The 26432-nt window shown below is 36.4% G+C and carries 24 protein-coding genes and 1 tRNA gene; 22 read left to right on the forward strand and 3 right to left on the reverse strand.

Going from position 1 to position 26432, the window contains the following annotated elements; genetic code table 11:
• Positions 1 to 20: 20 nt before the first annotated feature.
• A complete protein-coding gene (locus BM141_RS22595; protein ID WP_143090894.1) occupies positions 21 to 329 on the reverse strand; it encodes a hypothetical protein in 309 nt (102 codons plus the stop codon).
• Positions 330 to 479: 150 nt separating this feature from the next.
• On the opposite strand from BM141_RS22595, the gene purQ reads away from it, so the two are divergent.
• From purQ to BM141_RS11030, 15 genes are all read left to right on the forward strand, one after another.
• Positions 480 to 1184, forward strand: coding sequence for a phosphoribosylformylglycinamidine synthase subunit PurQ (purQ, locus tag BM141_RS10960; RefSeq protein ID WP_091545133.1), 705 nt, complete (start codon positions 480 to 482; stop codon positions 1182 to 1184).
• 214 nt (positions 1185 to 1398) lie between these two features.
• Positions 1399 to 1486, forward strand: a tRNA-Ser gene (locus tag BM141_RS10965).
• 135 nt (positions 1487 to 1621) lie between these two features.
• Positions 1622 to 2413, forward strand: coding sequence for a MotA/TolQ/ExbB proton channel family protein (locus BM141_RS10970; protein WP_091545135.1), 792 nt, complete (start codon positions 1622 to 1624; stop codon positions 2411 to 2413).
• Between the two features lie 52 nt (positions 2414 to 2465).
• Positions 2466 to 2795: a hypothetical protein gene (locus tag BM141_RS10975; RefSeq protein ID WP_091545137.1), complete on the forward strand. Its 330-nt coding sequence runs from the start codon at positions 2466 to 2468 to the stop codon at positions 2793 to 2795.
• A gap of 9 nt (positions 2796 to 2804) precedes the next feature.
• Entirely contained in the window at positions 2805 to 3368 is a 564-nt protein-coding gene (locus tag BM141_RS10980; protein ID WP_091545139.1) for an ExbD/TolR family protein, read from the forward strand.
• A gap of 15 nt (positions 3369 to 3383) precedes the next feature.
• On the forward strand, positions 3384 to 3851 hold the full coding sequence (locus tag BM141_RS10985; protein WP_091545142.1) for an ExbD/TolR family protein: 468 nt from the start codon (positions 3384 to 3386) through the stop codon (positions 3849 to 3851).
• 83 nt (positions 3852 to 3934) lie between these two features.
• Positions 3935 to 5050, forward strand: coding sequence for a glycosyltransferase (locus BM141_RS10990; RefSeq protein WP_091545145.1), 1116 nt, complete (start codon positions 3935 to 3937; stop codon positions 5048 to 5050).
• 13 nt (positions 5051 to 5063) lie between these two features.
• A complete protein-coding gene (locus BM141_RS10995) occupies positions 5064 to 6437 on the forward strand; it encodes an ABC transporter permease (RefSeq protein ID WP_091545148.1) in 1374 nt (457 codons plus the stop codon).
• A gap of 16 nt (positions 6438 to 6453) precedes the next feature.
• On the forward strand, positions 6454 to 7701 hold the full coding sequence (locus BM141_RS11000) for a PP2C family protein-serine/threonine phosphatase (RefSeq protein ID WP_245764045.1): 1248 nt from the start codon (positions 6454 to 6456) through the stop codon (positions 7699 to 7701).
• A 58-nt stretch (positions 7702 to 7759) separates the two neighbouring features.
• Positions 7760 to 9112, forward strand: coding sequence for a tRNA (N(6)-L-threonylcarbamoyladenosine(37)-C(2))-methylthiotransferase MtaB (gene mtaB, locus BM141_RS11005; protein WP_091545294.1), 1353 nt, complete (start codon positions 7760 to 7762; stop codon positions 9110 to 9112).
• A gap of 55 nt (positions 9113 to 9167) precedes the next feature.
• Positions 9168 to 9866, forward strand: coding sequence for a YjjG family noncanonical pyrimidine nucleotidase (locus tag BM141_RS11010; RefSeq protein ID WP_091545154.1), 699 nt, complete (start codon positions 9168 to 9170; stop codon positions 9864 to 9866).
• Positions 9867 to 9968: 102 nt separating this feature from the next.
• The gene (locus tag BM141_RS11015; protein WP_143090895.1) at positions 9969 to 14168 is read left to right on the forward strand and encodes a DUF445 family protein; all 4200 of its coding nucleotides are present in this window, start codon (positions 9969 to 9971) and stop codon (positions 14166 to 14168) included.
• A gap of 154 nt (positions 14169 to 14322) precedes the next feature.
• Positions 14323 to 15654: an MFS transporter gene (locus tag BM141_RS11020; RefSeq protein WP_091545160.1), complete on the forward strand. Its 1332-nt coding sequence runs from the start codon at positions 14323 to 14325 to the stop codon at positions 15652 to 15654.
• A gap of 10 nt (positions 15655 to 15664) precedes the next feature.
• Positions 15665 to 16444 (forward strand): 5'/3'-nucleotidase SurE, encoded by a 780-nt coding sequence (surE, locus tag BM141_RS11025; RefSeq protein ID WP_091545163.1) that lies wholly within the window; start codon positions 15665 to 15667, stop codon positions 16442 to 16444.
• Between the two features lie 47 nt (positions 16445 to 16491).
• Positions 16492 to 17259 carry a segregation and condensation protein A gene (locus tag BM141_RS11030; RefSeq protein ID WP_091545165.1) on the forward strand — a complete coding sequence of 256 codons (768 nt, stop codon included), beginning with the start codon at positions 16492 to 16494 and terminating at the stop codon, positions 17257 to 17259.
• A 19-nt stretch (positions 17260 to 17278) separates the two neighbouring features.
• Here BM141_RS11030 and BM141_RS11035 read toward each other — a convergent pair whose 3' ends face one another.
• Complete coding sequence (locus tag BM141_RS11035; protein WP_091545168.1) at positions 17279 to 19261, reverse strand: hypothetical protein; 1983 nt, start codon at positions 19259 to 19261, stop codon at positions 17279 to 17281.
• 84 nt (positions 19262 to 19345) lie between these two features.
• On the opposite strand from BM141_RS11035, the gene BM141_RS11040 reads away from it, so the two are divergent.
• Both BM141_RS11040 and BM141_RS11045 read left to right on the forward strand, forming a co-directional pair.
• Positions 19346 to 20821 carry a hypothetical protein gene (locus tag BM141_RS11040; RefSeq protein WP_091545171.1) on the forward strand — a complete coding sequence of 492 codons (1476 nt, stop codon included), beginning with the start codon at positions 19346 to 19348 and terminating at the stop codon, positions 20819 to 20821.
• Positions 20818 to 21561: a glycosyltransferase gene (locus tag BM141_RS11045; protein WP_177217346.1), complete on the forward strand. Its 744-nt coding sequence runs from the start codon at positions 20818 to 20820 to the stop codon at positions 21559 to 21561. Before BM141_RS11040 ends, BM141_RS11045 begins: the two co-directional genes overlap by 4 nt.
• A gap of 11 nt (positions 21562 to 21572) precedes the next feature.
• Here the strand turns inward: BM141_RS11045 and BM141_RS11050 are convergent, their stop codons facing one another.
• Complete coding sequence (locus tag BM141_RS11050) at positions 21573 to 22010, reverse strand: hypothetical protein (protein WP_091545177.1); 438 nt, start codon at positions 22008 to 22010, stop codon at positions 21573 to 21575.
• A 220-nt stretch (positions 22011 to 22230) separates the two neighbouring features.
• Between BM141_RS11050 and BM141_RS11055 the strand changes: the two genes are divergently transcribed.
• The 5 genes from BM141_RS11055 to BM141_RS11075 all read left to right on the forward strand — a co-directional run bounded on the left by BM141_RS11055 (position 22231) and on the right by BM141_RS11075 (position 26384).
• The gene (locus BM141_RS11055) at positions 22231 to 23250 is read left to right on the forward strand and encodes a beta/alpha barrel domain-containing protein (RefSeq protein ID WP_091545180.1); all 1020 of its coding nucleotides are present in this window, start codon (positions 22231 to 22233) and stop codon (positions 23248 to 23250) included.
• Between the two features lie 101 nt (positions 23251 to 23351).
• Entirely contained in the window at positions 23352 to 24263 is a 912-nt protein-coding gene (locus BM141_RS11060; protein ID WP_091545183.1) for a coiled-coil domain-containing protein, read from the forward strand.
• The gene (locus tag BM141_RS11065) at positions 24260 to 25159 is read left to right on the forward strand and encodes a phytochrome family protein (protein WP_091545186.1); all 900 of its coding nucleotides are present in this window, start codon (positions 24260 to 24262) and stop codon (positions 25157 to 25159) included. The genes BM141_RS11060 and BM141_RS11065 overlap by 4 nt, the downstream gene beginning before the upstream one ends.
• Before the next feature lie 116 nt (positions 25160 to 25275).
• Positions 25276 to 25881 (forward strand): hypothetical protein, encoded by a 606-nt coding sequence (locus BM141_RS11070; RefSeq protein ID WP_143090896.1) that lies wholly within the window; start codon positions 25276 to 25278, stop codon positions 25879 to 25881.
• On the forward strand, positions 25878 to 26384 hold the full coding sequence (locus tag BM141_RS11075; RefSeq protein WP_091545191.1) for a dihydrofolate reductase: 507 nt from the start codon (positions 25878 to 25880) through the stop codon (positions 26382 to 26384). Before BM141_RS11070 ends, BM141_RS11075 begins: the two co-directional genes overlap by 4 nt.
• The last annotated feature ends 48 nt before the right edge of the window (positions 26385 to 26432 follow it).

Here is a 26432-nt window from a genome sequence, read left to right on the forward strand (position 1 = left end):
CTTTTAGAAATAAGTTAGAGTTATTTGCAGCAAGCAGGAGTGGTCTTGATAGAATCATGGCTCATTCTGATATAACCATTGCCAACCAAAAAGTTATTAATCCTACGCATACTAAATCCTGTTGTATCATACTTGACTATTAGGCTACTATCCGACTTATTATAGCTTACATAGTGGATACCAGACATCGTATAAAGAGTATCTACTAATATTTTTGCACATTTTGGACAGTTAATGTCCAATTTAATTTGCTTTTCTTGTAACTTTATACAAGCAGTAAGCATTATGGCTTTGCACAGTATAATTTTGAAAAAGATATGTTTTCTCATTTTTACAAGAGTTAAGTTTTCATCAATTTTATTGGTGCTAAATGCTAAATTTTAACTTTTAAAACAAAATAATTGCCAATAATTTTTCAAACTCATAGGTTTTAATCCATATTTTTGTGTTTTGATTCAAGAAATAAAATTAAGAATAAAATGAAATTTGGTGTAGTAGTTTTCCCGGGTTCTAATTGTGATGAAGATATGTTTTACACACTAAAACATCTTCTACATCAAGATACTGTCAAACTTTGGCACAAAGACCGTGACTTGCAAAATTGTGATTTTATCATTTTACCGGGAGGATTTTCTTATGGAGATTACTTGCGTTCAGGAGCTATTGCTCGCTTTTCTCCTATCATGGAGGCAGTCATTAACCATGCTCAGGCAGGCGGCTATGTATTAGGTATTTGCAATGGCTTTCAAATTCTTACAGAATCTCACTTACTTCCGGGAGCCTTGCTCAAAAATGAAAATCATCAATATATTTGCAAAAATGTATTTCTGAAAGTAATGACCAATCATAGCCTACTTACACAAACCTTGGACAGGGATAAGGCTTATAAGATTCCCATTGGGCATGGAGAGGGTAGGTTTTACGCTCCAGCCAACATATTAGCAGAGATGAAAGCCAACGACCAAATCCTTTTCAAATACTGCGACGAGCAGGGTAATATCTCCTTAGAAGCTAACCCGAACGGCTCTTTGGAAAACATTGCAGGGATATGTAATAAGGAGCGAAATGTCTTTGGCATGATGCCACACCCAGAGCGAGCCGCAGATACTATCTTAGGAAATACAGACGGAAAATTGATTTTAGAGAGTATATTAACGGAAATTCATGCAGAAATATTGGGCTAAAATAGAAATTTTGATAGGAATATTTTGATAATTGTAAAAATCGTTTTAATCTTGAAGTCAAAAATATGCCTATTTTGCTAAGTAAGGAAGCATTTTATTAGATATTTTTCAAAAAATAGGATTATTCCTGTATCAGCAAATAAATTTTGAGCAAATATTTGGATTAAGTTAATTTTATTGATTTATTTGTGCTTATTTGCTAATGAAAATCTCAGGAGAGATGGCCGAGTGGCTTAAGGTGCTCGCCTGGAAAGCGGGTGTACCCCAAAAGGGTACCGAGGGTTCGAATCCCTCTCTCTCCGCATTCAGTTTATAGCATCTACTTTTTTAGGAGTATTGCAAAAGTTGAATTCTAATCTAATTAATAAACTAATTTTCAGTCTATTTAAACTTAAAACTCTATTAATCAATTTTAAAGTCTATTTAATGTATTGACTATGAAAAAAGTTTTCAAACTACTCGTATTGATAGGTGTTATCACCTTTTCTCTCAACTTTAGTGCTTTAGCTCAGGATGATTCTACTAAGACAGAGGAAACTCCTGCAACTACCGTTACCGAAGCTACTGCTGAGACTACTCCTGCTGAGGAAAAGACTTTTCACCAAGTTTTAAAAGAAAAGTTTATCGAGGGCGACCCCATTTGGATGACTCCCGTATTGCTTTGCTTAATCTTAGGTTTAGCCATTGCAATTGAGAGAGTAATTACCTTAAATTTAGCAACAACTAATACCAGTAAGTTGTTGAAAAGCGTAGAAGAATCTCTGGAAAGCGGGGGCATTGAAGCGGCTCGTGAGGCTACTGCCGCAACCAAGGGACCGGTTGCATCTATTTTTACACAAGGACTAACGCGTTACTCTGAAGGGGTTGATATGGTAGAAAAATCGGTAGTTGCTTATGGCTCAGTAGAAATGGGCAAGTTGGAGAGAGGTTTGGTATGGATTTCATTGTTTATCGCACTTGCTCCTATGCTTGGTTTCTTGGGTACAGTTGTGGGTATGATTGGTGCGTTTGATGCGATTGAAGCAGCGGGTGATATCTCTCCTTCATTGGTTGCGGGTGGTATCAAAGTGGCTCTTTTAACTACGGTAGCAGGTTTGATTGTAGCGATTATCCTCCAAGTATTCTACAACTACTGCGTATCTAAAATTGATAGCATTGTAAACCAAATGGAAGATGCTTCTATTTCCTTGATTGATATTTTGGTAAAATACAAGGTAAAAAGAGGGTAAGTAATTTATTTTTAATTGATTAGATTTATTTCAAATAAAAAATATATATATCATGGATTTCATTAACCTTGGCTTATGGACGACCTACATACTGTTTTTCATAGCAGTAGGGGCGGCTGTTATCTTACCAATTATCTATTCCCTCAGCGACCCTAAAAGTTTGGTAGGCGTAGGGATTTCCGTGGCGGCTTTGTTGATACTGTTTTTCATCTCTTATGTATTGTCAAGTGATGAAATTACTAATCCTAAGGCTGCGGCGGTCTATAATGTAACTCCCGGTGGAGCAAAACTAATTGGTGGTTCATTAATCATGATGTACCTCCTGTTCTTTGGTGCAATCATAGGTGTAGCAGTAAATGAAGTTGTTAAATTCTTTAAATAAGGTAAAATTATGGCAAGAGGAAAAAGAGGTACACCCGAAGTGAATGCCAGTTCTATGGCTGACATTGCTTTTCTTTTGCTTATCTTTTTCTTAGTTACTACTACCATCGCTTCTGATAAGGGTCTGACCTTGCGTCTTCCACCCAAAAGACCACCAGATGCCATGGACGAAGTAAAGTTAAAAGATAGGAACGTATTTAATGTATTGGTAAACTCCAATAACCAACTTCTGGTCGAGGAGGAGTTGATGGACATCAAGCGATTGAAAGAAGAAGCTAAGAAGTTTATCATGAACAATGGTAGAGATGAAAGGTCTTCTGAAAGTCCAGACAAAGCCGTAATTTCTTTGAAGCATGACCGTGGTACCAAATATGAGGTATATATCAGCGTTATGGACGAATTGAAAAAGGCTTATAATGAGTTACGTGCTGAGTACATGGGAGTTACGGTAGCTGAATACTTAGAAATGGAAAATGATGAAAAGAAAAGTAAAGACCCTAAGTTAGAAGAAGCTAAACAGAAAATTCCTTATCAGTTATCTGAAGCAGAACCTACTAATGTTGGAGGAAATTAAAAAAAATTAAAAGCTATGTCAAAGTTTGCAAAAAAATCAAAATCAACTCCTGCAATTTCTACGGCTTCGCTACCAGATATTGTATTTATGTTATTGTTTTTCTTTATGGTAACTACTGTACTAAGAGAAACTACGCTATTGATTGAAAACAAAGTTCCAAGAGCCACGCAGTTGCAGAAATTGGAGAAAAAATCCTTAGTAAGTTTCATCTATGTAGGTAAGCCAAAAGAAACAAATAGGTACGGTACTGAACCAAGAATTCAGGTCAATGATGCCTTAATTGCACCGAGAGATATTCCTCGCTTTGTTTATCAAGAAAAAGATAAATTGGACGAGGCAGAAAGAGATAAACTGACTGTTTCTTTGAAGGTGGACGTAGAAACAAAAATGGGTATAGTATCTGACATTAAGCAACAACTTAGAGAAGCAGATGCACTCAAAATCAACTACTCCGCTGTCCAAGCATTGGCAAAAGATAATTAATGGTTTTTATCTCTATAGTTTGAAATTTTCAAGTAGAGCCTTTCTTTTGAGGAAGGCTCTTTTATTTTAATAAAAAGGCTTTTATGGCTTATATTGTCTTAGGATTTACCATACTCTATGCAATTTGCGTGTGGCTGCTCTACAGAGGCTGGCAGCAAACTCCTTGCTTTGTATCTCCCAAAGATTTTCCTTTGATTTCTGCCTCTGTTGTGATTCCTGTCCGAAATGAAGCAAAAAATATTTATTTACTTTTAACAGATTTATTTTTGCAAACTTATCCTAAATCGCATGTTGAGGTAATTGTAGTAAACGATAACTCAGAGGATAATACATTAGAACAAATAAAAAACTTCCAAGATACCTACCCTACGACAGGCTGGCTAAGAATAATTGATATGCAAGCTCCATTGATAGGGAAAAAAAAAGCACTTTATCAGGGCATACAGGTTGCCCAAGGCGTATTGATACTTACTACCGACGGCGATACGCGCATTGGGCAAAATTGGTTAAGTACCATAGTCAATTTTTACCAACAAAAACAAGCCAAGTTTATCAGCTCTCCTGTAGCTTTAGATTTCCCTCAAAGTTTTTTTGAGAAAATGCAAGTAATGGAGTTTGCAAGTTTAGTAGGGACAGGTGCGGGGACATTGCATTGGGGCAGACCAACGATGTGCAATGGTGCAAATATAGCCTTTGAAAAAGCAGTATTCGAGGAAGTAGGAGGCTATGAAGGGAATTGGCATATTGCTTCTGGCGATGATGAATTTTTAATGCAAAAAATTTTTAGACAGTATCCTAAGCAGGTTTTTTTCTTAAAAAATAAAGAAGCAATAGTGCGAACCGCTCCCCTGCCTTCTTGGAAAGTTTTTTTTCATCAAAGAAAACGCTGGGCAGGTAAGTGGAAAGTACACCATAGTATGACAGTAAAAGCGGTTGCTTTATTTGTCTTTTTTTACCATCTGTTAAATATTTTTTCCTTTTTTTTACTTATCACTGATTATGTAGTAATTTTGATTCATATTCTATTGAAATTTAGCATTGAGTTTATATTTTTGAGGCAGGTTCACTCTTTTCTTAATAAGAATAAATATAGCCTTTATTTTTTGCCTTTATTTGTAATATATTCATTTTATGCAGTTTATATAGGTATCATGGCAAATTTTAAGGGATATGAGTGGAAAAATAGAAAGTTAGCATAATTACAAGCCAACCATGTCAGCCAAAGAAATACATCACTACTCGCCTTCTGAAATTATCCGAAAGCGATTTATTAAAAACAAACCCGCCGTTTTTGGTTTGTATGTGATTATTTTTGCTCATCTTATGGCTCTTTTGGGTTATCTGATAATGCCTGACAGCACCCCCAATGCAGCAGATGGAGGAGCGGTATATATGAAAAGGCTCGCTCCTATGGAAACAATGATTATTCTTAAAGAAAATAAAAATGAACCCGTAGAACGGGTAAATATTTTTAAGAAAATGCTCTCAGGGCAGGAAAATGAATTTCAGAATATTAGTCCTGTCATCTTTTATGAAGTAAAAGATGATTCTTTATTTTACAAATTATATCCTAATCCCATAGTCAGAGGTACACCTACGGATACTATTCAGGTCTTTCTATTGGATTACCTTAAACCCTTATATGTGGGAAATAACTCCTTAGAGCAGTTCTTATTTACCATTAAAAAAGACGCAGTGTTTGCGGCTGATACTGTCGTTTATCAAGGAATAGACAAAAGTAAAAAAGGAATACTAAGACCAGATACGCTCATTTATAGGAAGATAGGAGATAGGCACTATTATAGAGGCGATACATTGGTCTATTTGGACAGTAGAGGTATGCTGCAATTTACTAGCCTCCCTCGCTTAGTCAAGGAATTTAATACGAGAAATGTAGAAGAAAGAACCTTCTACTTGGGGACTGACCAACTCGGAAGAGATGTGCTTAGTAGAGTTATTTTAGGAACGCGTATATCTCTTTCTATTGGTTTTGTAGCCGTACTTATTTCTTTGGTAGTAGGCATTACTTTGGGAGCAATAGCAGGATACTATGGCGGGGTAGTTGATACAATCATCTTGTGGCTAATGACGGTAGTATGGTCTGTACCAAGCATTATGTTAGTCATTGCTATCAGCTTAGTGCTTGGTAATAAGGGGATATGGGTAGTTTTTGTTTCTATCGGACTGACTACTTGGGTAGATATCGCAAGGGTAGTCAGAGGTGAGGTAATGAGCATCAAGCAAAAGCTATATATAGAATCCGCAAGAGCCTTTGGATTAAGTAATTACACCATTATTTATCGTCATATCTTACCAAACTTATTGGGTTCTATTATTGTAGTTTCATCTTCTAATTTTGCTTCGGCTATTTTAATGGAAGCGGGGTTAAGTTTTTTAGGCATAGGGGTTGAGTTACCTGTGCCTTCGTGGGGAAATATGCTTAAAGATGGTTTTAACGAAATGAGTCCAAGTAATTGGTTCTTAGTAGCTATTCCGAGTTTTTGTATTATCACCTTAGTATTATCTTTCAACTTATTGGGTAATGGATTAAGAGATGCCTACGACCCTAAGGAAAATATGAGTTAAAAAAACAAATGATTCAATGATGAATTTAGAGATGACCGAAGACTCCATAGAATACCGATTGCAGATGAAAGAGATGGAACTGAATACCCTCTTTGAAACTATCCAGGCAATCAATGACAATGCCCCAGAGGAGCATCTTTATAAGATATACAAGCTAACTTTGCGTTCTATACAACATATCAGTAAGTTAGCACTCTTTGTTTTCGAGGAAGAAGAAGAAAAATGGGAATGTAAAGCTCACTTCGGAGTAGAAAATAAGTGCAATAGTATAACTCTACCTCCAAGTATTACAAAAATTACTAAAACAACGGAAAGAATAATTAGTAATTTGCCTAAAAGTGGTGAAAAGGCAGACTTTTTTAACCAATTCCAAGCAATTATTCCTGTCAAACATAAAAAAGATATTTTAGCATACGTGCTTATTACCCCACTGGAAGGAAACAAACTACAAGACATTGATTTTATCGAAGCACTCAGTAACATCATTATCGTAGCGGTAGAGAATAAAAAATTAGCACGCAAACAAAGTAGGCAAGAAATTATTAGGAGGCAGTTAGAAATTGCCAAAGACGTGCAAACTTTGCTTTTTCCAAAAAAATTGCCTTATAATGAAAAAATCAAAGTCGTAGCAAGTTATCAACCTCACCATACCGTAGGGGGCGATTACTACGATTTTATAGAAATAGACAAAAATCGATTTATTCTTTGTATAGCAGATGTCTCGGGAAAGGGCGTGCCTGCTGCTATCCTCATGTCCAACTTCCAAGCCTCTTTGCGAACTCTAGTAAGAAAGAAAACTCCTCTAAGAGAAATAGTAGAGGAACTCAACTATCTTATCATGCAAAATGCGCAAGGAGAAAATTTTATTACTGCATTTTTTATGGAGTATGACTCTACCAGTCATGAACTTAACTATGTAAATGCGGGACATAACCCTCCTTTCTTATTTACTGACAAAGGCGTATTTTTCTTAGAAGAAGGCTCCACTATTTTAGGGGGATTTAATAAACTCCCTTCCCTGAACATTACTACACTCCAAGTGGATAGCTTTTTACTTTTCTGCTTCACCGACGGGTTTACAGAAACTTACAATGAGCAAGGCGAAGAGTTTGGCGTACAACTTTTAGGAGATTTTATAGAAAAAAACAAGTCCTTAGACCAAAAAGAGTTGCATATCAAGCTATTAGAGTATCTTAATACCTTCAAAGGTAACAATGCCTATGCAGATGATATTACTTTGCTTTCGTGTAAAGTATCTGCTTGAAATCATCTTTTTTTCCAAAAAAAACCTTACCTTTGCACCTCAAAAACTCAAAAGGGAAGTGAAAAAGGTCGCATTTTATACTTTGGGCTGTAAGCTGAATTACTCTGAAACCTCTACGATTGCTCGCCAATTCGAGCAGAAAGGGTATCAAAAAGTGGATTTTACAGAAACTCCTGATATTTTCATTATCAATACCTGTTCGGTTACGGAAAATGCAGACAAAAAGTGCAAAAAAATAGTCAAAGAAGCAAGGGCAATCTCGCCTAATGCTTATGTGGCTATCATTGGTTGCTATGCCCAGCTTAAACCCAAAGAAATTAGCGAGATAGAAGGAGTAGATGCAGTACTTGGTGCTGCGGAGAAGTTCCGCCTCATAGAACTTTTAGACGGCTTTGTCAGACCGCCACAAGCCCAAGTATTTGCCTCCAATATTGAGCAGGCTACAAATTTTCACCATTCTTTTTCCTACGGCGACCGTACCCGTACTTTCTTAAAAGTACAAGATGGTTGCAATTACAACTGTTCTTTTTGTACTATCCCCTTAGCCAGAGGCGAAAGCAGAAGCGATACCTTAGAAAATATCCTTGCCAAAGCCAAAGAAGTTGCCCAAACAGGAGAGGTCAAAGAAATAGTACTAACAGGCGTAAATACAGGAGATTATGGCATCATTAACGGGAAAAGAGTACATCGTTTTATAGATTTGATTAGAGCCTTAGACGAAGTAGAAGGAATTGAACGATTTAGGATTTCTTCTATCGAGCCTAATTTGCTTACCGATGAAATCATCGCTTTTGTTGCCCAATCCAAAAAATTTGTTCCTCATTTTCATATCCCTTTGCAATCGGGGAACAACAAAATCTTGCGTCTGATGTATCGCCGCTATCAAAAAGAACTTTATGCAGATAGGATTCGCCAAATCAAGACCTTGATGCCTCATTGCTGCATTGGGGTAGATGTCATTGTAGGCTTCCCCTCAGAAACTAATGAAGATTTTTTAGAAACCTATAATTTCCTCAATGAATTGGATATTTCTTATCTGCACGTATTTACTTACTCAGAGCGAGCCAATACAGATGCTCTCAAAATCAAGGAAATAGTACCTCACAAAGTACGTAACGAACGCTCTAAAATGTTGCATATCCTTTCTGACAAAAAAAGAAGATTTTTTTACGAGCAAAACATCGGCAAGATAGCGACCGTACTTTTTGAAAATGATGTAGAAAACGGCAGAATGCACGGATTTACACAAAATTACATCAGGGTAAGTGCCAAATACGACCCTCTGCTCATCAACGAAATAAAGACCGTTTTGCTAACAAATATCGATACTAATGGTTTTATGGAAGTAGAGGAAGTCGTGGAGTCCAATTTTCCAAATCGGATAATATCCAACAGTTTTACTGTAGCTTAGAGCTTAGGACTCCACGATAAAGTCCACTGATGCAATTTTTCAAAGCAAAATACTCATGTCCAAAAAATACCAACACCTCTTTTTTGACTTAGACCATACCCTTTGGGATTTTGAGAAAAATTCTGAGGAAACACTTAAAGAACTGTTTGATGAACTTGCTTTGCAAGAATTGCTAAAAGTAGATTTTCCTATCTTCATGCAGTGCTTTCGCAAGATAAATCATGCCCTATGGGACGCTTACAATCACCATCAAACAGATAGAAAAACCATTAGAACACAGCGTTTCGAACTCATCAGAAAAGAGTTAGACTGTCCGCCAAGCGAAGTTTTTGAGCAAATGAATCATGCTTACTTAGAGCGTTGCCCGCAAAAACCCCACTTAATCCCGCATAGCTTAGAAGTGTTGGAATATTTGCAATCGGATTACATACTGCATATCATCAGCAACGGCTTTGAGGAAGTGCAAAAGCAAAAAATGCAAAGTAGCGGAATCCTACACTTTTTTGCTGAGATTATAACCTCAGAAACTACTCAATACCGCAAGCCAAGCAAGGAAATTTTTGAATTTGCGCTTGGTAAAATTCAAACAACTAAGGCAGATACCCTAATGATAGGAGATAACTTGACTACTGACATCGCCGGAGCAAATAACGCAGGTATAGATGCCGTATTTTATAACCCTGAGAGGCTAATTCATAATGAACCAATTACTTTTGAAATCACAAGTTTAAAAGAAATAAAAACAATTTTATAACTTCACAAAAATAAAATTCGTGTAAATTCGTGAAATTCGTAGCAAAACAGACAAGATTTCGTGTAAATTCGTGAAATTCGTGGCAAAACTTCCCAAAGCACTTTGATTCTCACACTTCTTTCAAAAATTTTCAGTGGTGCAGTCGTAGGCTACATCACTAACGACTTAGCAATTCAGATGCTTTTTCGCAAGCGATTTGGCTTGGGCGGAATCGTTATCCGCACCAAAGATGAGTTCATCACCAATGTCAGTAAACTTGTTGAGAGAGAAATCATTAACCACCACACTATTGAAAAAGAAATCAACCAAAACCCTGAGCTATTATCCCGAGCAATAGCCCAAATCAGTGCTGACTTCTTTGAAAATCAGCTATATATCATTTTCCCTGACAACTTTACAGTAGCACAAATCAGAGGCATAGAAGAAAGCTATCGAATGCTTAAAAACTGTAAGGCATTCCAAGACTTCCAAGCTACCCCGATAGTAGATTTTATCTTCACTCATGCCCCTATCACTTCTTTATTGTCAGAAAACCAGCTTGATTTCGTTGTAAACTCATTTGCAAGTGAACTGAACCAAGTCTTAGATACGCCGCAAAGTTTGCATCAAATCTTTCAAAATGTGTATAAAGATATAAATGACAAAACATTATTTAGCTTGCTTACTGCCGATTTCAGTGGACAAGTAAGAAAGAACATTGTAAATACTTTTGACAATTTCCACCAAGACTTGCAGAATAACTTTGCACTTCCTATAGAGGAAAATATACAACAAATAAGCAACTTGTTAGAAGTAAATACTTTGATTAGTAGCATCAGTCAGCAAATTGCACAAAGAAAACTTTACGATATTTTTGGAGAAAATAGTACTGATTATATTGCTTCAGAGCTTAATCACCGGCTTTTGGAAATTGTAAACTCAGATGAAGGCAGGAAAATGATAACTTCATTTACTGATTTTTTACTCAAAGTGCTTGAAAATGAGAAGACTACTATTTTTGAACTGCTTTCTGATGATTTGGCAAAAAACTTTGATAATTTTCTTCACGCCAAACTTCCTATTGTTCTTAAAAGTCTAATTACTTGGTTAGAAGAACGAAAAGAAAAATTAGAACTGCTCATAGACTCTACATTCAAAAAAAATGTCAAGTCCCGTTTCCAAGACCTTATTTTGCGATTTTTCATAGGTAGCGTAAGCCAATATGCCAACATTGTAAAAAAAATGACCGAAATCATAGACCAGCATCGCCAAAATCCTGAGGAAACAGCTAATCGCTTAACAGAACAACTTATTAACTTCTTGAAAAACAATACTATAGGTGATATTATTGCCCAATTAAAAAGCAACCCTACTTTTAACCAGAAAGTCGACCTTGGCAATTTACTGTTAGAAAATCTCGTGCATACTTTAGAGTCTGATGCCTCTAATCAGGAAGAAACAACCGATACCTTACCTAAAAAATCAAGCACTTTATTCAATCTCTCTGCGTTTTTCAATCGTACCTTAGGGGAGTTGGTAAGCGTAGAGGAAATAGAAAAATTCTTGCATAGCCTTATTCATCAGCTTACAGAAGTGCAGTTAAAAAATCAGTTCCTTTACCATGAGCGTTTTAGCAAGCTATTAATGGAAAAACTGGAAAATGAACTTACTAAGCTATTCAATCAAAAACTTAATGAGGTATTACCTTTGACTACTTTTGATAAATTCAGTGAGTTGATAGCCAAAAATCTACACGATTTACTGCAAAGTAAGCAAAACCAAATAGTACAGTTTTTCAAAGAAGTCATTGCCAAACAACTCAAAGACAAAACTTTTTCGGACTACATTACACCAAAGCAGATTGAAAAGTGGAATCCTTTTATCATACAAGCCACTGAAAATCTGTTAGATAAAGAGTTTGATAAATTGAAACAAAGAGAAGTGAGAACGCTCATACAACTCTTTAATCAGACCGATTTGAAAACACAAGTGCCTATTTTTCTGGAAAATACACTTATCCAAAATCTACCCAACCTCCTTACAGGCAAGGTAGAAATGGCTGTCAGTAGCAGTATGCAAAAAATGAATGCAGACAAGCTACGCGACTTAGTAGAAAAGTTCATGGGTAAAGAGCTCAAACCTATTACCGTTTTTGGTGCATTTTTAGGAGCCTTAGCAGGGGGAGTTCTCTATACGCTACCATCTGACAATCTCTTGAATCTGATGAACTTAGGCATTGCCTCTTTGGCTTATGGCATTACAGGCTACAGCACTAATTGGCTGGCTCTGAAGATGATTTTTAGACCATACCAAAAAAAGTATTTTCCTCTGACCAAACTTCCTGTGCCTTTTACGCCAGGAGTAGCAGCAAAAAATCAGACTCGTTTTGCTCAAAACATGGGTAAGTTTGTCGTCAATGGCTTGCTTAATAAAGCTCATTTGACAGATACTTTCCTTAAAAACAAGGAAAATCTGAACAATAGAATCATCGAGTTTTTTTCTGCCAATGATTTTGAGTTTTTGCGAAAGCAGGTAGAAAAAAATAAGCAACATTGGGGGCAGAGAGGTGGGGAAGCAATATTTGAAGCGATTAATAAAAACCAAGATTTTGTTAATCAGCAAATTAATAAGCTCGTCATAGCCAATGAAAGCAAAAGTGTAGAGGATTTTGCACAAGCAGAGCAGTTGGTATGCCTACTTGAAAAACAGCTCATTGAATATACTGAAAGCGAGCGTTTTCAAAAGCAAGCACAAAACTTCCTTTACGATACGCTGAAAAAATTAGGAGAAAATACCAACACTTTGGACACCCTGCTCTCTGCCAAAGTGAAGGACAATACTTATCCTAAAATCAGTGAATTTATTGAAAATCAACTTGTTCAGCTTTTTAAAAATCTCAGTAAGATACTTAAAGAAGACCTTTTCACCAAAGAGATTATTCCTTTTGAGAAGTATAGCAAAAGAATATTGAACTCCTACATCAATACTACTCAAAAAGAAAATTTGAAAGAAAAAATCTCTTTCAATTTACGCAATAAGCTAATAGATAAGGAGATAAAGCAAGTAATTTTCAAATTTATAGACGATAGACTTAGCCAAGAACTTGACCCACAAAAAAAGATTAGTGAGTTATTTGCTGGGAACTTGATTAGGATTATCCAAGAAAATATGGACACTGTAGTGGACAACCTCATCAAGTTCGGCATGGAATGGTTGAGCAAGAATAAAGACAACTTAGCAGACTTAGTTTATGAAAAAGCCTACAAAGAAAACAAGGCAACAGCCCTTTACAAAGAGCCTATTAAAAACACTGTTAAGGAGTTAGCCGAGGAGGGAATACCCTTTTTCTTTAAAAAAGAAAGTACGAGCCTCAAAGAATTGGTGGCAAATGGTGTACATCAGATAGGAGAAAGTCCCATGTCCCAACTTAAACTCAACATAGATAATGACTACCTCAAAAAGAAAGTTGATGAGTTTTTGGCTCGTGAGGAAATCTTAGAAGCTATCCAACGCCTGTTAGATTTGTTATTGGAGGAGATTTTCAAACTGCCCATGACTGTTTTTTTAAAGATTCTTTCTATTCACGAAGTTACTGATTTACAAAGAATTTTACACAAAGAAATAGACACACTTGCTACACATCTTAGCGAAAATGGGCTTCGTAAAAGTAAAGGAATCAGTGAAATAGCCTCTACACTCATGTTGAATATTGCTGAAAAGCATTTGGCACGGGTTCCCGTCCAGCAATTATTTGATGGAATAAGTGCAGAGAGTTTCCAAGAAGTAGCCCAAAGGTGGACAGCCCTGCTCTTTGAGGGGAAAGCCATCCAGCAGGTCAGAAACGAAATGATAGCTGATTTCCTCAACCAAGTTCGCCATAAAAAATTTGGTCAGATACTAAACCCTGCTCTTTTTAAAGAAGAGGTAAATCTTTGGATAAAAAATCTACTTTTGAAAGAAAACACCAAAGCATTTTTCTCTACCCAGTTTGCTACTTTAATTGATGCCAACTTGACAAACTTAGTGGAAAATATCTCTACTGAAACAAAACATTTCCTTATCGATGCTTTGACAGAGGCAGCACTAAAAGCTTTAGAAAATAATTTAGATGGTCTTTTAGCTGGCATAGACCTGAAGAAAATCGTAGAAAATGAGGTAAGCAATATGCAACCCAAAGAAATAGAAAGCCTTTTTTACAGCTTTGCAGACAAGTATTTTACCCAACTTATCAATTATGGATTTGGCTTTGGGATTATTTTTGGCTTATTAGTAGATTTTATATTTACTTTTGCTATGCTATTGTCAGATGAAATACGCCCGTAAGATTTTGTCAAATCATACAGGCATACAAGGTTGCTAAGACTATTTTACTCTGTGCGGATGCTTAGGCAAAGAAAAAAATAAACCTTCCTATTAAATTTTTGAATAGCTGAATAAACTTATTAGCTTTGTAAAAAAGGGATAAAGACTTTTTTGCATGGATAAAAACAAAATCATTTTTATCGTATTTTTTGTTTATTTTATAGTAGCTATGCTCATGCACAGCACACTCATCACTATTGAGCAAGCAATTTACACCTATGCCTTAGACAAAAGCAAGTCCTCTATACTGCTTGTCATAGAATATATAGCGGTGATTTTGGCTGCTTTTTTGATGAGTGAGCTGATTCGCACTATTTCTTATAGGAAGTTACTTGTTCCTTGCTTAATTTTTATTTTATCGTTAGGCATCATTATTCCATTTTCCAATCATTTCCTTTTCCCACAGCTTTTGTTTCTCGGGACAGGCGTTATTTTCGTCATAGCAAGAACAGTAGGATATATGCTGATTAGAGAGGTAGCTAAACAAGATAAAGTTTTTGCAAGCCTCTTGAATCGCTTTGAGGCAATGTTTGTGCTTGCTTTTATCATCAGTTGGGCGATAGCAGGAGGTTTTGCCAATACGAGATTTTCATGGACTTACTTGTTTTGGGTAATAGGCGGCTTAAGTTTGCTTGCACTTGGGCTGATTTTCACCACTGATTTCAAGAAAAAAGAAGAAGTGCGTGAATTGCATTTAGAAGAAAAAAAATCTCTGTGGCATGATGTATTTTTGCACTTATTTTCTCGATTATATCATCTTATATTTTCTTTATTTTCAAAATCTAAAAAAGGGGCATGGTCTTTTTTTGAAATTTTCCGCTACTCTATGGTACTAATGCTTGCCCTTAACTTAGCATTTTTGTCGATGGCACAAGTCCACTTTATGCAGTGGATTCCTTCTTTGAGCAAACAGTACATTGCTAACCTCAACGCAGACATTTACTTAGTGATGTTGGCTTTTGCAGGTTTGTTTTTTGGGAGGATTTTTGCAAGTTTTATCTTACACATTTTCAATGTTTTTTATGTACTTATTGGCTCAATGGCATTATGTATTGTATGTATTTTTATGACTTCCTACTACGCAAATGTAAATTCAGAGCCTATTCAAATTTCTGCTTTATCTGACTTGCCTTCTTTCTTTTGGGCTATTCCTCTCTTGGGTTTTGTTTGGGGGCCTGTGATGCCTACCCTTTCCGCTATCATTCTCAGCAGTGTGAGCAAAGAAAAAATCCCTGTGATTACTTCTCTCATCATTGCTGTTATTTTTATTATCGAAGCGATTTGTACAGGGGTGAGTGCCTTTATTTTTGAAAGCCTTAGTGTAAATGTAGCTTTTCTTTTGGGAATGTTACCCATGATAATGTTATTGATTATCACTCTCTTATTTATCAATGACATCAAAAATACAGAGAATAAAAATATAGAAAAAATCAATCCTACCATTTGAATTTATCAATATGTCAAAAAGAAAACCACTTATTGTCGTTTCCAATGATGACGGAATCACCGCCAAAGGTTTAAGAGTATTAGTGGAAGTAATGCAGGAAATTGGGGAGGTACTGGTAGTAGCCCCCAATAGTCCGCAGTCAGGCATGGGACACGCCATTACGATTCACTCTCCATTAAAAATCTATAAATCGGAAGTGTTTGAGGGAGTAGAGGCTTACGAATGTTCAGGAACGCCTGCTGACTGCATCAAACTTGCCAAGTATTACGTACTAAAAGGTACGCCTCCAGACTTAGTGGTGAGTGGAGTAAATCACGGAAGCAATACCTCTATCAGTATTTTGTACTCAGGCACAATGTCCGCTGCTATTGAGGGAGCGATAGAGGGAATGCCCGCTATAGGTTTTTCTTTGGAAGACTACGGGTCCAATGCAGATTTTTCTCATACAAAACCCTACATTAAAAAAATAGCCGAGCAGGCTCTAAAAACAGGTTTGCCCAAAGGAACAGCCCTCAATGTCAATTTTCCGAGAAAGCAGTCTCAAGAAATACAAGGCATTAGGATTTGTAGGCAAGCAAGAGCAAAGTGGCAAGAAATTTTTGATGAGCGAACTGACCCGTATGGGCGCAAGTACCTTTGGCTGGCAGGCAATTTTGTGAACCACGACCACGGGGACGATACTGACGAATGGGCAGTGAACAATAACTATGTTTCTGTTGTGCCTTGTGTTTTTGATTTAACTGCTCACCATGCCATTCCCTTGCTCAACGACGAGTGGGAAATTTTGTAAACATTTAAAATACAGTTGAAAAAAATTTGATAAACAGCGATTTAAAAATGTCTTTCTCTATCAAACTTCCGCTTTTTGAGGGACCTTTTGACTTATTACTGTTCTTTATAGAACGCGATGAGTTGGATATTTACGATATTCCCATAGCTAAGATTACTCAAGATTTCTTGGACTACATTCACCACTTGGAGCAGATGAACATAGAGGTTGCCAGCGAGTTTATTTTGGTAGCAGCAACGCTAATGCGTATTAAAGCAAAAATGCTGCTCCCGCGTATGCCAAAAGACGAAGCAGGCGTAGAGATAGACCCCAGAGAGGAATTGGTCAAGCATCTCTTAGAATATAAAAAATACAAGTCAGTAGTAGGCATCTTGGCGGAAATGGAAGAGCGTCGCTTGGCTATGGAAAAGCGCGGGAATGTAGTGGAAGAAGTGAAAAAAATAGCAGAAATGGCTCACGCAGAAGCAGAATTGGAGGATTTAGACCTCTATAAACTGCTTACTGCTTACCAAAATGTGCTAAAACGCTTAGAAGCTGATAAAAATAGACCTGTTCATCAGATTATTCCTTATCCCTACACCATAGAAGGACAAAAGCAAGTCTTAAAGCATCTTTTAAGCCAACGAACAATGCTTTCCTTTGAGGAAATTATTGCAGAGAACCCCAGCAAAATTGCCGTAGTGTTTAACTTTTTAGCTGTATTGGAAATGCTCCAATTGGGGGAGATACGCCTCATTTATAGCGATGAGGAGGCGAGGTATAATAATTTTGTGATTGCGGAGGCTAAAGCAGCAGTGCTTAGAGAAGTCATATAATAACCAGTCAAATCATAATTCAAAAAAGCAATAAAAATTTTTCCCCAGACATTTCGTCTATGATTGTTTCTTTCACTAAGGATTGTAAGGCTTCGCTGATTTGAGCATTTTTAGAAACAATAAGAAATCGGACTTGGTATTTTTGAATAAAAGCAATTTGGCTACTATCTATGTCTTTAAACTCTCCTCTCTTTTTCTGCTCCTCTACAAAATAGAAAAAGGGGAGTTTGATAAGGTAGTGTTCCCTTATTAATTTATTGTCAGGGAGGTCTAAATCATTGAGCGAAACCGTATAGCAGTCATTACTCATCAATCCTAAGTATTCCCCCAAGCGCATGATGTGAGGCAGTATCGCATAAGGAGAATTTTCGTAGTCTGCCTTTGCAATGAGTGAGCCTCCTAAACCTTTGATTGTTTCTTTTTTTATCATAGAGGAGAGTTGTGTTAAATATTTCTCGCTGTAGCCAGCATACAGATTCAGGGGTGATTGACGTTGAGGATATTGGAATTTTTGTCGCTCTATTTGCTGATAGACATTATAAATCAGTACCACACACAAAGTAAAATTAATCGCCCATTGCTTCCAACTTGAAAAAGAAAAGATTTTTACATAGCTGATAATCAAATATATGATTATTACATTCAAAACAGAAAGTGTAACAAGAAAAAGTTGGAACATATCTTCTATTTGATTAAGGACTGCCCAAGTCATCAATCCTGCCAATAAACAAGTCAAAGAAAAAATAAAGGCAATTGAGTGTTCTTTCCAAATCAAAACTAACTGTTGTGGCTTTACCGAAACTAAAATCAATAAGACAAAAGGACTTAGCAGTAAGCCAACTTGCATACCTGTTCCTACAATTAATTTTATTTTTGTCCACCATTCTCCCAAATTATTTTTTAAAAAGCCCGATAAAGCGTAGGTAGGTGTCATTACTGCATTGGTATCTCGCAACAATAAGTAGATACCCAAGTAACTTACTACGAAAACAAATAAAAATAGAGCTAATACATAAACCTCTTTTCGCTCTAAAATCTTAAAAATAAATGAGATAAATAGCATCAACCCTGTGCCTCCCACTAAGAAAGGGAAAGCAGTTACTGTCATTATAGGTAAGCAAAAAAGAGTGCTAAATGCGATAATTCTCTGTTTTTGATGAAGCAAAAGCACAAAAGCAAGCAGCAATACGTAATAAATTCCTGTTTTTTTGGCGATATGACTCAAAAAGTTAAAAAAGATAATATCTGCGTATTTTAAAAATTCTATCTTTCCATAAAATTGGAAATAAACTGCGCTGACGAATAGTAATAAGAAAGCGATAATAAGTTGAAAAATACTGAATTGAGGATAAAAATGCTCTATCAAAGCTAATACACCTATAAAACCAATGCAGTGAAAAGTCGGCTGCGCTACGAGCAGAAAAGTAGGTAAGGTAAGCAGTCCAAAAAGTCGACTGAGCAAACTGCCCAGCCACATCTCATAAAAATGATACAAGGCAATACCTTCTGCATCTTTGCCAAGTACATAGTCTTCCATACACCAATAGTTTTCTTGCCCTGTAACTCCCAAAAAATGAGCAAGTTTGCTGTAATAAACATTGTCTATAAAGGTAAGTGTAAAAGGGAAACCATCAGCTCGCAAGAAAAAAACGGCTTCCCAAAGAAAACAAATCAGTACTACCGCCAAAATAGCCAATAGCTTTGGGTAGCAGGTATTTCTTGAAAGGGCAACTTTCTGATTTTTATTGAGTTTTCTCATGATAAAAAAGGCAGGGACAAGAAAAACCCATTGGATAGTTTGCCCTTTGGAGCAGAAAATAGTGTAGAGAAATACACTCACTATTTGTCCAACCAATAGACTAAAGAAAATATCTGAGAAAAAATTTTTTGGAATAAAACTCCTTACCCAATACCACCTCACTGCTTTCCCTATGCAATAAAATAAGGTAAGTGAAGCAAGTAAGCTAAAAAAATAAGTAGTCCCTACGGCCAATCCTGTCATGCTGTATCAAATTTTTGAAAATGCAATAATAGGAGAAAGCAAGCAAAAAAATTTACCTTTGCCTTACTAAATTCAAAAAAACAAATGGCAAGAATAGAAAATACTTGGTTTTGGCTTTTGTTGGCTCTACTTCTTAAAACGCTGGTTATCTTATTCCTTATTTATAATCTCCACTTACTCAATGGAGATGGATTGATAGGAATATGTAGTGGCGATTGTCCTGACTATCTGCACACTGCCCAAAATGTAGCTAAATATTTCACTTTTGGAAGAATCTACGAGGGTGTACTTAGTCCTTATGCAGGACGAATGCCCGGGTACGATTTGGTACTTGCTCCCTTAAGTTTATTTTTTGATGAACTTACTGCACAAAATTTAACTTTTTTATTACAAATCATTCTTTCCATGATTTCCACTTATCTTTTGGCAAGAATAGCCTACTTTATTTTCCCTTCAAAGAAGGTATTTTATTTCACTTTCTTTGTCTATGGAATTAACTCATTCGTAACCTTTTATGATTTATTCATTCTCACGGAAAGTTTTTTTGTATCTGCCTTTATTATCAGTTTTTACTTTTTTATCTCAGCGAAAAATACTTGGCATTATGTACTGTCAGGGGCTTTTTTGACTTGGGCTATCCTAATGCGTCCTTATATCCTGCCTATTTGGGTATTACTCAATTTGTACTTAATTTATCTTTTTTTTAAAAAAATATTTTCTTTCCCTGTACTTGCCAAAGTCATATTGAGTTTTAACTTAGTCTTAGGAGTTACCGAAGCTATATGGATTACAAGGAATTACGTACATTTTGGTAAATTTATTCCTGTAGTTACAGATGTACATGCAGGTTTGAAAGAAGGCAAATTTTTGGCTTTGATGGAATTTGTGCAGTCTTGGGGAGGGGACATGGTTTCGTGGAATCCTGATTCTGAAATGGTTTTGTTTTATAAAATGCCACAAATCAATCATTTACCCAATAAGTACCAATCTTTCAAAGACTTACCAGAGTACGTATTTACATCTGCTTACAATGCAGACTCTCTGGAAAAAGTAAAGAAAATCTATGCAATTACCGATGATTCTACCTTCTCAGGCTCAGAAAGAATGGAGGCGGATAGACAAGTAACGGCTCTCCTTCGCAAGTATCGTCAGTCTTTCATAGAGGAGAAACCTTTTTATTTTTATATAGTAGCTCCACTTAGGTTATTGCCTAAGTTTCTTTTCCACAGTGGTTCATATTATTTAAGCAATTTGCCTTTTGCCGAGCAGAATTTTTTTCAAAAAACAGTAAAAATTATTTATTCAGGGCTTTACTATTTTACGTTACTTGTAGGGCTATCTTTTGTCTTTTATAGTATTGCTAATTTTAAGCAAATTGCTGTTAATCAATGGCTTATTTTGCTTATTCCACTTTATATCATTGCCCTTTGCCCTTTGGTACTTCGCCGTATAGAGTATAGATATTTTATTTTAGCCTACCCTTTTCTGTCTATTTTGGCTTGCTATATGCTAAATCTATTGCTGTTGTATTTTTCTAACCCCAAATTATTAAAAGATTGAGTGATAATTTGAAGTTTGTATTTATTATTCCTTGTTTTAATGAGGAAAAAAGATTAAACGCCGAAGCATTTTTAGAATTTTGTCAAACGTATCCTTTTGTGCATTTTTGCTTCGTAGATGACGGAAGCAGAGACGGAACTGCCCAGCTATTAGAAAACTTGCATAAGGCGAACAGTATGCAGATTCAGTTTTTACAATTACCTAAAAATCAGGGAAAAGCAGAAGCAGTAAGGCAGGGAATCCTGCACACAGCAAAACAAAGGCAGTTTGCCTATATCGGTTATTTAGATGCAGACCTTGCCACACCTCTCTCTGAAATTCCTTTTTTTATCGACTTAGTTGTGCAAAAACCACATCTAATTTTAGTGGCTGGCTCGCGTATCAGTCGCATGGGAGCATCAATAGAGCGTTACTTATTTAGGCACTATTTTGGGCGCGTGTTTGCTACGATAGTCAGTGCTATGCTCAATCTTCGTTTTTACGATACGCAGTGCGGCGCAAAGCTCATAAAGAGCGAAATCGTAGAGGAAATCTTTAAGGAATCTTTTATTTCTCCTTGGCTCTTTGATGTAGAGATAGTTTTTAGAATAATGAAAATGAAAGACTTAGAAAATCCTGTCACACTTATCTACGAACTCCCACTCAATCAGTGGGAGGAAAAAGGTGCAAGCAAAATAAAGCTAATAGACCTTATTAGAATCCCGATTGAGCTTTGGAGAATAGGACGCAAATACAGATAAAAAATATTCTGTCAATTAATCTCCTCTACAATCTCGGCATCTTTGAGTAGATAAACGAGATGGTTTACGTCAGTGGCATTCAGTTCCAATTTACCTTTTACCCTGATTTGCATAGCTTTCACTGTTTTTTTCTTTTTGAGATAGACCTCCATGACTGATTCTACCCCTGCCCCTCCACAGTAAAAGCAACTTTGGTAAGGGAAAGCAGAAATGACGATATAATCTCCCTCTACTTCTACAGGCAACAAATAACCTTTAATAATTACCTCTTTCTTGTCAAAAGGCTTCACTATGTTGCCAAACTTAGGGTAGTTGATGTGTTCATCATATTCTTTATTGTACTTACGTTCCCAACTTACGTCAGCCAAGATTTTCCAAGTAAGTTCCTGACCAAAAGAAGCCACAGAGGCAAGCATAAATAAAGCAAAAACAGGGAAAAACTTTTTCATGGTGTATAAAAGTACTTAAACAATAAATAAATATTCAAACGGTAAAAGCTCGTGTGTCAAGAAAATCCTGCACAAGGATAGCTTACAAAGAACAAATGCTTTGCAAAAATAGCATTTCAAAAACTGAAATTCTCTAAAAACCATAGCTTTTTTATAACTTTGCTTTTGCAAATTTTGTTTTGGTTTTATCATTAAACAGAACCCATAAAACCTCATTAGATTGGAAACAGAAATACAAGACTCAAATGCCTCTGCCAGAAAGCAAGACCACATTAGTTTAGCTTTCAAATCTCAAATTGCTCATAGCAAAATAGATAGTAGATTTTATTACGAGCCTATCTTAGCCGCACACCCCAAAAAAGAAACAACCTCTTTTTCTTTCTTAGGCAAAACAATGAAAGTCCCTATTTGGGTATCGAGCATGACGGGAGGGACAGCTTGGGCAAGAAAAATTAACTACCATCTGGCGCGAGCCTGCGGCGAATACGGCATGGGCATGGGTTTAGGGTCTTGCAGGCAGTTGTTATATTCCAATGAGTATTTTGAGGATTTCAATGTAAGGAAACTCATAGGAAACCAACCTTTATTTGCCAACTTGGGTATTGCTCAAGTGGAAAAAATGCTCTTTGAAGGAGCAGTACACCAAGTAGAAGAATTGGTCAAACGCTTAGAAGCAGATGGACTGATTATCCACGTCAATCCTTTGCAAGAATGGCTACAGCCAGAGGGCGATTTGATTACTCGTCCACCTATAGACACTATCAGCGAGCTATTGCAACTTACTGATTTAAAACTGATTGTCAAAGAAGTGGGGCAGGGAATGGGCTATGAGAGCCTCAAAGCACTTTTCCAACTTCCCTTAGAAGCCATAGACTTTGCGGCAAGCGGAGGCACAAACTTCGCCCAATTAGAACTGCTCAGAAGCAATGCCCAAAAACAAATGATATACGAAAATCTGGCTAAGATAGGACATAGTGCTGAGGAAATGATACAGTTCACTAACTTGCTTATCCATGAGTTAGGAGATAAGATGAAGTGTAAGCAAGTCATTATCTCTGGTGGAGTAAAAAACTACTTGGACGGGTACTATTACATCAACAAAATCCAACTTCCTGCTATCTACGGTCAGGCTTCTGCCTTTCTTAAGCATGCTCAAGAAAGCTATGAAGACTTACAAACCTACATAGAGGCTCAGGTACATGGCTTGGCTTTGGCAAAGTGCTTTTTGCGTGTAAGATAATTGTGCGTATTATATTTTTTGACTTATCTAATCAGGTGGAAAATGTCAAGTTTTTTGCTTGAAATTAGTCTAACAATACATATATTTAGTATTAAAAGTTTATGCATGTAAAACCTTATTTGTATGAGCTAAATGAAAAAATAGCTTATGGACTTATTTCATTTATAATAATTGTTTCCTCTATTTATACCATTTTTGATATTTTTCAACAACATTTTTTATCAGCCGCAGTGAGTGCTGCTTTGGCAGTAATATGTATGCTGAGTTATTACCTGATTAAGTACAAATATGCTTACAAAACCATTATTTTATTAGTAACTCTTCTTATATTTTCCTTGTGTATCACAGAGTTTTTTCTCAACAAAGGTTTTTTTGATGAGAACAAAATCAATTTTCTACTTACAGGTTTGCTTTGGTCGCTTATTTTCACTTCCTATACCCGCTCAGTTCTCTTGATTTTTTATATCATAGTTACCTCTTGTCTTTTCTATATCCAGTACAAATACCCACAGTTTATCCCTAATCTCTACGTAGTACAGCCCTTGTCCGAGAAATTGTTTGATTTTGTTATCTATGCCTCAATGATGGTCTATTTAGGCTTTCTTATTCAAAAAGAGTATTTGAAAGAAAAAAGTAGAGCAGTAGCACAACAGGAAAAATTGGAACAGCAAGTACAGAAGATTAAGGAAAAAAAACAAGAGATATTAGCCCAGCGCGAGGAATTAAGCATCTTGTATGAGCAATTAGAAGATAAAGTAGCCCTACGCACCGCTCAGTTAGCTAAGCAAAACCAGCAAATCAATAGCTATGCTAATTTTAACAACTCAAAAATCCAGCAACCCTTGCAGCAACTTACTGCTCTGTCAGAGCATATCTCTGCTCTTTTGTTACAAAATCGCTTAGCAAATGCTCAGGATACCCTTCCTCAAATACAAGACCTAAGCAATGAGTTGGATATGCTTACCAAAGAAGTCAATCAAATTCTAACCACTACTCAAGAGCTAAACCTATGAAAATACTATCAGATAGAAATGATATGCTGGCTCTGGGCATATTGATAGTAACTCGTTTTTTGCTGACTGTTTGGGCGATTACTTTGGGATATGTCTTATATAATCTCTGGCGGGGTAGTTATCTATTTGCAGCTATCAATAGCGTTGCTTTTCTTATCAATTTTTGGGGCTTCTATCTGATCAAGTTCAAAAAAAAACACCGCCCTATCATCTTACCTTTAATCATATTCAACTTTTTTTTGATAATGCTCAGTATTGTGCTTACTTACGGCTTGTACAGTTATAGCATGGTCAATATATATCTCCTTTTTTTTATTACTACCTTGATTTTTCCTACTCCCCAGCGATATTATCTTCTGGGATTTTATAGCCTTTCCTTGCTAAGCATTGCCTATGCACAGGCTACCTGCCCAGAGTGCTTCAAGCCTTATATTCCTGAACAACTATATCCTACTAATCTACTCATCACCTTTGCCACAGACAACTTTTTATATATTTCTATTGGATTGATTATCAGTCAAGAATACATCAGAGAGCAGAAACTAATTTTGAGAAGGGAGCGCATATTAGCCAAGCAAAATGAAGATATTATGGTTCAAAACCAAGAAATTGAATCGTATAACGAAGGTATTACCTATCTCAACCAAAAATTAGAGATATTGGTAGAGGAGCGCACCAAGCAGTTAGAGATACAAAACCAACAACTTGTCCATTATGCTTTTTACAATGCCCACAAAGTTCGCGCTCCTTTAGCAAGGATTTTGGGACTGATTCAATTATTAGCTATGGAATACCAACCTTCCGAAGATACGACTAAGTTTTACCTGCAAAGCATTAACGACAACATCAAGGAGCTAAACGAAGTAGTTAAAAATATTCATCAGGAAACTATATAGCTGTAGCACTGATTTCCCAAATCGGTCATCTCCAATTTTGGAAAATCGAACTCCTAAGCAGGAAAGAATATTTGTTGAAACTTGATAAGATTAACAGAAATTACTTATTTTTGAATATGCTCACTAAAGAAGAAATTATAGAACTTGCTGATAATGAGTTGATAAAAAAAGAAATATCAACTTTGCAAAAAGATTTTAGCCAAATAAAACAATGTTTTGCAGAAATAGAAGCAGATGATTTTGCCGCTTTTATGCTACTCACGCCTTCGGTAAGTATAGCTTTAGCAAATCGTGAAATTACTTTTTTTGAGGAAATGATGCTCAACAAAAAAGCTCGCCAACTCTCCCAAGATGCTTACTTTATCAAGCGCGACCCGATAGTCCATGCCTTGCAATCTTTGGTCATTCACTTTGAGGAGTGGGAAGATAGATTTTTAGAAGTCATTAGATTAATGGTAGAAAGCCTATTAGAAAAAAATCAACTCAGTAAGGAGGTGATGTGTATGCAACAGCACTTAGACAGGGAAAGTTTGCTTGCCCTTACTCCGCCGCTTTTCACCAAACTGCTTGCCTTTTTATTTTTAGACAGAGAAGAACCCTTTTTTACTCCAAGAAAAGTGTCTGCCTTTGACTACAAGAAAATCTTGGAAATCAGCAAAAAATTAGGAATCAATGAGTTTACTATCTTTCAAAGATTTTATGAAACCTTTTCTTTACTATGATAATCTCAGCAATTGTAGCAAAATCTCTCAATAACGTCATTGGTAAAAACAACCAACTGCCTTGGCACTTGCCCGCCGACTTGCGACATTTTAAAGCACTCACCCTGAACCACCATATCTTGATGGGGAGAAAAACTTTTGAGTCTATCGGCAAGCCTCTACCCCAGCGAGTTTGTATAGTTTTGAGCAGAGGAGCGGACGCTTTGAAGGAACAGGTAGAAAGTTTGGTGTGGGTCAGTGCTTTGGAAATGGGCATTGCTTATGCTAAAGAACAAGGTGAGAAAGAGCTTTTTATCATAGGAGGAGCAGAGATTTATCGCTTGGCAATGCCCTTGCTTCATCGATTGTATGTTACAGAGGTGCATACTTACCTTGAGGGCGATGCTTTTTTCCCAGAAATAGACAAAAAAATATGGATAGAAAAAAGTAGAAAATCGCATATCAAAGATGAAAAAAATCCCTTTGATTATGATTTTATAGTCTATGAAAAGTCGTTAGAATAGAGTAAATTAACGACAAATTATTATATTTGTACGATTAAGAAGACAAAA

It is taken from the genome of Thermoflexibacter ruber, assembly GCF_900113045.1.
In the GTDB taxonomy this organism is placed as follows: domain Bacteria; phylum Bacteroidota; class Bacteroidia; order Cytophagales; family Thermoflexibacteraceae; genus Thermoflexibacter; species Thermoflexibacter ruber.